The 8,478-nt window shown below is 40.4% G+C and carries 8 protein-coding genes; 4 read left to right on the plus strand and 4 right to left on the minus strand.

Annotated features, from left to right (window positions below):
* Nucleotides 1-34: 34 nt before the first annotated feature.
* Nucleotides 35-682: an HD domain-containing protein gene (locus HUS61_RS16675; RefSeq protein WP_054564028.1), complete on the plus strand. Its 648-nt coding sequence runs from the start codon at nucleotides 35-37 to the stop codon at nucleotides 680-682.
* A complete protein-coding gene (locus HUS61_RS16680; protein WP_175083204.1) occupies nucleotides 675-1,076 on the plus strand; it encodes a VOC family protein in 402 nt (133 codons plus the stop codon). Before HUS61_RS16675 ends, HUS61_RS16680 begins: the two co-directional genes overlap by 8 nt.
* A 12-nt stretch (nucleotides 1,077-1,088) precedes the next feature.
* On the opposite strand, the gene HUS61_RS16685 is transcribed toward HUS61_RS16680, so the two are convergent.
* Together HUS61_RS16685 and HUS61_RS16690 are read right to left on the minus strand one after the other, a co-directional pair.
* Nucleotides 1,089-2,078 (minus strand): two-component system response regulator, encoded by a 990-nt coding sequence (locus tag HUS61_RS16685; RefSeq protein WP_175083205.1) that lies wholly within the window; start codon nucleotides 2,076-2,078, stop codon nucleotides 1,089-1,091.
* Nucleotides 2,075-5,404: a PAS domain S-box protein gene (locus HUS61_RS16690; protein ID WP_175083206.1), complete on the minus strand. Its 3,330-nt coding sequence runs from the start codon at nucleotides 5,402-5,404 to the stop codon at nucleotides 2,075-2,077. Before HUS61_RS16690 ends, HUS61_RS16685 begins: the two co-directional genes overlap by 4 nt.
* Before the next feature lie 137 nt (nucleotides 5,405-5,541).
* Between HUS61_RS16690 and HUS61_RS16695 the strand changes: the two genes are divergently transcribed.
* Nucleotides 5,542-6,612, plus strand: a complete 1,071-nt coding sequence (locus HUS61_RS16695) for a GGDEF domain-containing protein (protein ID WP_175083207.1) — start codon at nucleotides 5,542-5,544, stop codon at nucleotides 6,610-6,612.
* Here the strand turns inward: HUS61_RS16695 and HUS61_RS16700 are convergent.
* Entirely contained in the window at nucleotides 6,609-7,589 is a 981-nt protein-coding gene (locus HUS61_RS16700; protein ID WP_054564024.1) for an ion channel, read from the minus strand. The two genes, HUS61_RS16695 and HUS61_RS16700, sit on opposite strands and share 4 nt — an antisense overlap.
* Nucleotides 7,590-7,691: 102 nt before the next feature.
* On the opposite strand from HUS61_RS16700, the gene HUS61_RS16705 reads away from it, so the two are divergent.
* A complete protein-coding gene (locus HUS61_RS16705; protein WP_175079735.1) occupies nucleotides 7,692-8,372 on the plus strand; it encodes a M48 family metallopeptidase in 681 nt (226 codons plus the stop codon).
* On the opposite strand, the gene HUS61_RS21930 is transcribed toward HUS61_RS16705, so the two are convergent.
* Nucleotides 8,318-8,478, minus strand: a 161-nt coding sequence (locus HUS61_RS21930; protein ID WP_175092371.1) for a pentapeptide repeat-containing protein, incomplete at its 5' end; no start/stop codon positions are given. The two genes, HUS61_RS16705 and HUS61_RS21930, sit on opposite strands and share 55 nt — an antisense overlap.

Raw genomic sequence — 8,478 nt, forward strand, 5'->3', positions numbered from 1 at the left:
ATAATTTCAATCAGTTAATGGTGATAGCCAGTATATGCAGCCAGAAATAGACTTTGCAGCTTTAGAAACTCAGTGTCGAGACTTTATTTTGTCTTTACTCCATGCCGATGTCGCACACGACATTAGTCATATTGAGCGAGTAGTGAGGGTTGCAAAACAATTATGTATCGCCGAGCAGGCAGAAATGGCTGTGGTGTTACCCGCAGCTTGGTTACATGATTGTGTTGCGGTTGCTAAAAACCACCCAGACAGGGCAAAAGCATCGACCATGGCTGCAGATAAGGCGTTAAGCTTTTTAGCTTCAATTAATTATCCTGAGCAGTATTTTAGTGCTATTCATCATGCTATTGCGGCACATAGCTTTAGTGCCAATATCAAAGTCCAAAGTGTCGAAGCGCAAATTGTGCAGGATGCAGATCGAATGGATGCATTAGGTGCAATTGGTGTGAGTCGCTGTATGAAAGTAGGGGGCTCAATTGGTCGCTACTTGTATCATAAAGACGACCCATTTTGCTTAAACCGAGAACCTGACGATACAAAATACACCCTAGATCATTTTTTCATTAAGTTGTTGCACATTAGCGAGAGTATGAACACGCCATCAGCAAAAGATGAAGCCAAAAGACGTACAGCTTACATGCTCGAATTTTTAGAGCAGTTAAAAACCGAAATTGGTGAGTAACATGGTTATTCCATCTTTACGTGGTGTTGATCATTGCCACTTAAATGTTGATGATTTAGCGGCTGCTCTAAAGTGGTATCAGCAAGTACTTGGCTTTAATGTTGTACCAGAGCTTGCTTTTTGGGATGAAGGAAAAGGGCCTTTAACTTTAGAAGACCAAGCAAAGACAATTCGTTTAGCACTCTTTGAAGCAGACGGTAGAAGCAAAGGTATTGCCTTTGGCGCAAATGCAGAACAGTTTTTAGCATGGCTTGAGCATCTCGCTCAGTTTGATATTAAAACATTTGTTGCTGACCACGGTGTTACTTATTCAATGTATTTCAAAGATTGTGCTGGTAATAGCCATGAAATTACTTCGCATGATTACGGTGCAATTAAAAAAGGCCTCAAATGAGGCCCTAAGATATTAGCTCGTATAAGTATTTTTGATTTCTATGATGCTATCTATTTGACCGATAAATAAATCAACTAGTTGCGGGTCAAAATGCTTACCGGCTTCGTCTTTCAATAAGTCGATGGCTTCTTCAACCGACCAGGCTTTTTTATAAGGGCGTTTTGAGGTTAAAGCATCAAACACATCTGCAATTGTCACGATACGCCCTTCTATACTTATCTCTTCGCCTTTCAGGCCATACGGATAGCCCGTACCATCCCATTTTTCATGGTGTTCAAGGGCAAGCTTATGAGCAAGCTGTAATAGCGGCGAAGTTGAGTTCTCTAAAATCTTCGCACCGATTAAGGCATGTTGTTTCATGTGCTCGTATTCGTTTTCGTTTAAGCGGCCAGGTTTTAATAGTACTGAATCAGGAATACCTATCTTACCTACATCATGCATAGGCGCTGCCTGTTTAAGCTGTTCGGCTTCGTACTCACTCATGCCATAGGCAAGGGCGAGTACTTTACTGTAACGGCTCATTCTTGCAATGTGCTCACCAGTGTCGGTGTCTTTATATTCTGCGGCGCGGCCTAAACGTTGTATCAAATCAATATGGGCTAATTGCAGTTGTTCAGCTTGCACTAAAGATAAATGATTTTTAACCCGTGCTCTGACAATCGCAGGGCTAATTGGTTTGGTAATATAATCGACTGCACCTAGAGCAAAGCCTTCAGACTCATCCTGCTCATGAGAAAGTGCGGTAACAAAGATAACAGGAATATGAGCGGTTTTAGGGTTTGCTTTTAACACTTTACAGACTTCGAAGCCACTCATGTCGGGCATCATAATATCGAGCAAAATCAACTTAGGAGGTTCATTCTCAATAAGCTGAAGAGCAAGCTCGCCAGATTTTGCAAACGATAAGCGATAATCGTTAGCGAGTACTTCACGGATCACTTTTAAATTGGCTGGTTCATCATCGACGACCAAAATTCTTGCACGTTCTGAGATTTGCGTCATAGGTGTTCCTTAGCAGCTTGGAGAGTGTGCTTTAAAGCTGATAAAGCAGTGCTTGCTGCATCAAAGTCAAAGTTTTCAAAATGCGCACAAATTTCAACAACCTGCTCTTGGTAGGTTGCCGGTGCTTGGGATTGCACTTGGCTTAATAAATCATCGTCTATTTCTGCATGCTCAGCTTGCGCTTGCAGTGCCTCAATTTGGCTAATAAATGCCCCCAACGACGTTTCGTGTATGGGTTGCTGTTGTGAACTAGACTGCGGCTGATCTGCAAGCAATGCAATCAGTGTTTGCCATTCCTGTTCGCACTCGGCAATGAGTGTGGGGAAGCTTTCCTTTTCGCGTTCTTTCTCAGCGTTTGATAACAAGTATAATAATTTTGCTAGTGCTAAATTACCCGCGACTCCTTTAAGAGTATGCAAAATTGCTTTTTGTTCGTCTTCACTGAGTTTCTGATCCTTCAGTCGTAGAATACTCTGTTGATGATTGCTTAGGAATAAGCCAATTTCCGTATTTAATTTCTCTTTGCTTCCCCACATCAAAACACCTTTGTCGTAGTTGATGTGCTTTTTCTCATCACCGACTTTATTGTTAGTGATTTTATTTACTTCTAAACCAAGCACTTTCGCAATTTCATGGTTCAGCTGGTTAATATCAACGGGTTTATTTGCAAAGCCATTCATACCGGCTTGTTTAGTGGTAATTTTATCTTGTTGTAAAACACTCGCCGTCAACGCGATGATAGGTGTAATTTTTAAGCATCTGATTTTCTCTATTTCGCGGATTTCTTTACAGGCCGTAATGCCATCACATTCCGGCATATGTATATCCATCAAAATCACATCAAAGCTTTGCTGTTCAAATGCTGCAATGGCTTCAAGGCCATTTTGAGCCGTACTGATGGTGTGCCCAGCTTGCGATAATAAAATGTTCAGTAGCTCAACATTTTGCTCAATGTCATCAACCACTAATATGCGAAGTTTTGGTAAGTTTAATTGATTACAAGTTAGGGTATCGACTTGGCTGATATCACCTTCTTGTAAAGGTAGGGTAAAGTAGAAGCAGCTGCCTTTACCTTCTTCACTAATAGCACCAATTGAACCACCCATTAACTCAACAAGCTGCTTACTAATAGTTGTGCCAAGACCTGTGCCACCAAATCGGCGTGTCATGGTGCCGTCGGCTTGTTCAAATGGCTGGAAAATAGCTTCTAAGCGGTGCTTGGCTATGCCAATACCACTGTCTTGCACTTCGAAAAACAATTGTTTGTTTTGAGTTTGGCTCACCGTAATTGTGACAGAGCCTTGCTCGGTAAATTTGATAGCATTACCAATTAAGTTATTCATTACTTGACGAATACGGGACTCGTCGCCAATATAAATGGGTGCAACATTTTCAGCGATGATTAAATCAAGCAGGATATCTTTGCGCTTCGCCTCAAGCCAAAAGGTCGATACAATGTTGTCGAGCAAGGCTTGTAAGTTAAAGTGCTCAGCCTGAATATCGAGTTTGCCTTTTTCTAGTTTTGCCGAATCAAGCACCTCGTTTAGTAAATGCAGCAGTGAACGAGCTGACTTATTCACAGTAATGATATGCTTTTGTTGCTCTTTACTGAGCGGACTATCCATTAATATGTCGCTAAAGCCGATAATTGCATTCATTGGCGTGCGTATTTCATGGCTCATGTTTGCCATAAACGATTGTTTAGCTTGCGCTGCAGCCTCTGCTTCTTGTTTAGCCTTTTTGAGGGATTCTTCATATTCGTGGCGCGCAGTGATATCGATAAGTACACCATCAATCCACTTTTGCTCAGAATCACTATTTTCGTTAATTGTTCCTTGGTCTAAAACCCACACAACGTTTCCATTTCGATGGAGAATACGGTACTCAACCGCATATTGGTTTTTTTCAGCTATGGCTTTTTCCATAACTTTATCAATATGCGCTACATCATCGTTATTAATGATTTGAGCAAATGTAACTGTGCCATCGGTAAACTCTTCAGGGCTGTAACCAGTTAAGTCAGCAACACTGGGGCTTATAAACTTCATCGTCCAGTGTTCATCTAACAAACAACGAAATACAGCGCCGGGAGTATTGTTCATTAAGGTACGATATTGCTTTTCTTTTTCTTCGAGACTTTGCTGCAGTGCACGTTGCTCAGTTAAATCGGTTATAAAGCCTACAAACAATGTTTCTGCGTTAGGTTGTTTTACTTCCCCAAGCCCAAGTCGAATCGGGAATAAATGACCATCTTTATGTTTTGCAAATACATTGCGGTTAACGCCAATCACTTTTTTAACTTCATGCTTGCTACTGTCCGCTAAGTAACCATCATGTTGCGCGGCTATATCGTCGTTCATTAATAGTTTTACGTTTTTACCTAACACTTCATCTTGTCGCCAACCAAAAATAGTTTCTGCGGATTTATTAAAGCTTAAAATAATGCCATGAATATTAATTGTTACGATGCCATCTATTGCAGTGCCTAAAATAGCATCCAAGCGCGACTCTTCTGCTGATTTTTCTGCCAGTAATAAGCGAAAACGCACCATGCCATTAATGATACCAACCAAAGCGGTTAATAATACGGTGGCAAATGAAACGCTAATGGCGATAAAAGTGAGTTGTGAGGTTTGAACGTTTTCAGATAACAAAGGTGAGGTTGCAACAAAGCGAGTGGCGGCCATTCCCATATAGTGCATACCAGCCACAGCAAAGCCAAAGATAATGGCGCAAATGACACGGGTTTGAAACACAGTGAGTTTTTTAAAATACTCACCTAGGTGAAATCGCGCATATAAGCCGACAAAAGATAATGCAACAGCCATCACAATAGATGCTGCAAACCAAGCTGGGTCGTAGCGAAGCAGCGGACTCATTTGCATGGCTGCCATCCCAGAGTAGTGCATTGCACCAATGCCAGAGCCAAGTAATACAGAGCCAATGAGTAGCTTTATTGTTGTTGGTATTTGCTTTAAATCTTTGCGTTTCAAAAATGAAAATGCGGTATAGCAGGCTAAAAATGCAGGAATAAATGAAAAAAATGTCAGTGTAGGGTCGTACTCCACGGTGGTGCATAATGAAAAAGCTAGCATGCCGATAAAGTGCATACTCCAAATCCCACCTGACATTACCAAGGCACTTGTTGCACTGCCTAATTTACGGTACGAATCAAATTGAGTTCTATTTGCTAGATCAATGATATGGAGTGAAAAATAAGCAGCAAAAATAGCCGTAGCAATAGAAAGAGCAACTAAGCTTGGATCATAGACACCACTTACTATTAAGCTGGGGTCTTGATCGGTGATAAAAAATTTCGCGAGCATAATATTTTTTTGAAACGGCTTATTATAGCAGTCTAATACAAATTGTTCTGAATTTAGAGAAAAACCTATCACTTAAGTACGTAGGATTCAAAACCTTGGCTATATTTAATTAAAAAGGAGTAGTTCGAGGTGGGTAGATGAGAAGAACCGAGCAAACATTAGTTGAGCAAATGCAGATTAATGATGTAGAAATCCAACACAGAATGAGCTTATTAGGGCTGACTTCAAATAGTCTGTCATCTCTTTTGAACTATAAACCTATAATCGAATCAGCCATCGAAAATGTAGTGAATGAGTTTTATAAAAAACAAACCGAAGTGGATGAAATTTCGTTACTAATTGGTGATGCAGATACTTTAACACGACTCAGAGATGCACAAAGGCAGTATATAATCGATTTATTTTGTGGTCGTTACGAGCATGAATATGTTAACAACCGTCTACGGATTGGTATGGTGCATAAGCGTATTGGGGTAGAGCCAAAGCTTTACTTATCGGCGGTGTGTACTTTAAAAGAGCTCATTTTTAATGTGCTTCGCACCACAATAAGCGATCAAGATGAGTTAAATCAGACCCTTACCATCATTGATAAATTGATTTACTTTGATACGACGTTGGTCTTTGATACTTATATCGACAGCTTAGTGGGTGAAATTGAAAATGCGAAACGCCGCACCGAAGTCTATGCGAAAGGCCTTGAAGAAAAAGTAGCTCAGCGCACTCAAGAACTTGAGAAACTCGCTAAACTCGACCCACTCACCAACCTCTACAATCGCCGTGTAATGCAAGAGCTATTACAACGCGACCTTGCCAGAGCCAGACGTCACAAATCACCATTAACGGTTGTTTATTTTGATTTAGATGACTTTAAGTCAGTGAATGACACACAAGGCCACTTAAAAGGTGACGAAGTCCTTAAATATATAGGCCAATACTTACTTGAAAATATTCGCGAGATTGATATACCGTGCCGTTATGGCGGCGATGAATTTTGCATCATCTTACCCGATTGCGAGTTAGATAGCGCCTTTACTATTTGTGAAAAACTTATAGCCGCATTTGAACAACAATACCCTGAGCTTCATCTAAGTTTTGGTCTTATTGCAGCGCCACTTGATAGCACGGTAGATGCTGAAGAGTTAATTAATCGAGCCGACAAAAAAATGTATCAGGCAAAAGAGCATAAGGGTTCATACATTATGCGTTAGCGAGTCATACGCTTTACAAAAACAACGACGAATAAAGCAAGCGAAAAGCTACCACAAAATGCTTCTATGGCTGCGATTAACCTCGAAAAACCTATTGGCGTAATGTCACCATAGCCAAGGGTTGTAAAAGTCACCACGCTGAAGTAAAAACTATTCAACAATGCCGACAAATTGCTTTGAAATGAGTTTTCAAAGCTCAGTTGCATCACAGAATCTTGATAACTTACCCCGAATAAGAAATAACAAAATGCACAGCAAATAATGAGTGACAGACTAAAGCGAATGACATTTTCGGGCTTTTCGCCATAACCACATAACATATCTATAAAGCTGGAAGTAATTTGCTTGGTTGAGCCTTTTCGGTATTGCGCATGACGCATTCTTAATTCTTTGTAGGTGAAGTTACCGGCGAGCTCAAAAAGCCCTTGATGTTCAGAGGCTTTTCTTAAATTGCGATATATTTCTTCAGATTGCTCAAATAAGTCTCGTGCTTCATCATGCTGTTTATTTTTACGTGCTTTAAATGCAGCCGCTTCTTGTAATAATTGGTCACCCAATTCGATGTTATCAATTCTGCTGTCGTTGAGCTTAATACCTAGTAAGTTGGTATTTTTTAAATCACAGTAATGCAAACTCGCGCTATGTAAATTAGCTTTCATTAATGAAGCATTGGCTATTTTATTATTAAATAGGTGAGCGCCCGTTAAATTCGCACGATAAAAATTACAATAGGAGAGATCATAACCTTCTTCGTCATCCTGCTTTATTAAGTTAAGTCCTGAAAGGTTCGCTCTTTGCAATTGCAGGCCTTCTAATAAGCCACCTTTTTTTGCATAGCGCTCTAATTTTTGGGTTAGATCTAGCCCTGATTTATCAAATTTACTATCATGCCAAAAGCAAAATCCAGAGCCCATATCTGTTTCTTGGCACTTGTTACCTGTTGGTGAGGTATAACTACAACATGGTTTGTCAGGCATAAAGGTGAAAACTTATTTGTGAGTCATCTTTATAGATTAGCAGCTATTTAGCAGGGTAAAATGGAATCTCTTATTTTTATTAATCGAATTGGCTGACCTTTGTTGGATTACACCCTAAAGCGCAGTAAACGCAGAACCACAGTGGCAATTAAAGTTGCCGAGCAGAAATTGACCGTTTATGCGCCTTTTTATGTTTCACAAACTGAGATTGATGCCTGGTTAAAGACCAAGCAAGGTTGGGTCGCTGAACAAATAGCCAAACAATCCATTCATGCTGAGCGCCGTCAACTACCATTAGTAAACGCCACTATTAAGTTGTTTGGGCAAAACGTGCCGATAGTATTCGCTAAAGGCCCGAAAAGCATGTGGCAACAAGATGCACAGTCTCAGCTTACCTTATCAATATCATCACGTGTCAAACATCAAGAAGCTAACTACCTCGCTTTGCTGGAGCAGTTTTTACATGAAAAGCTTGAGAGCTATATCGAAATGCGTGTTCATGATTATTGTGTACAGATGTCTGAATCGCTCCCTACAAAGCTTAAAATTCAACATTATAAACGTCGTTGGGGCAGTTGTAATAAACGCCGCGAGCTGACTTTTAACTTACATTTAGCAAGTGCGCCAACCTGGGTGATTGATTATGTGGTTGTACATGAGCTTGCGCATCTTTTACATATGAACCATAGCGCTAAGTTCTGGCAACGTGTGAACCAGTATTATCCAAATTATAAAAAAGCCGAGCAATGGTTAAAAGCAAATGGAAGTAGTTTGAGTTGGTAGATTAAGTTAGCGAGAGTAAAGTTAGCGAGAGTAAAGTTAGCGAGAGTAAAGTTAGCGAGAGTAAAGTTAGCGAGAGTAAAGTTAGCGAGAGTAAAGTTAGCGAGGG

The organism is Pseudoalteromonas sp. 0802 (assembly GCF_013350085.1).
Taxonomy (GTDB): domain Bacteria; phylum Pseudomonadota; class Gammaproteobacteria; order Enterobacterales; family Alteromonadaceae; genus Pseudoalteromonas.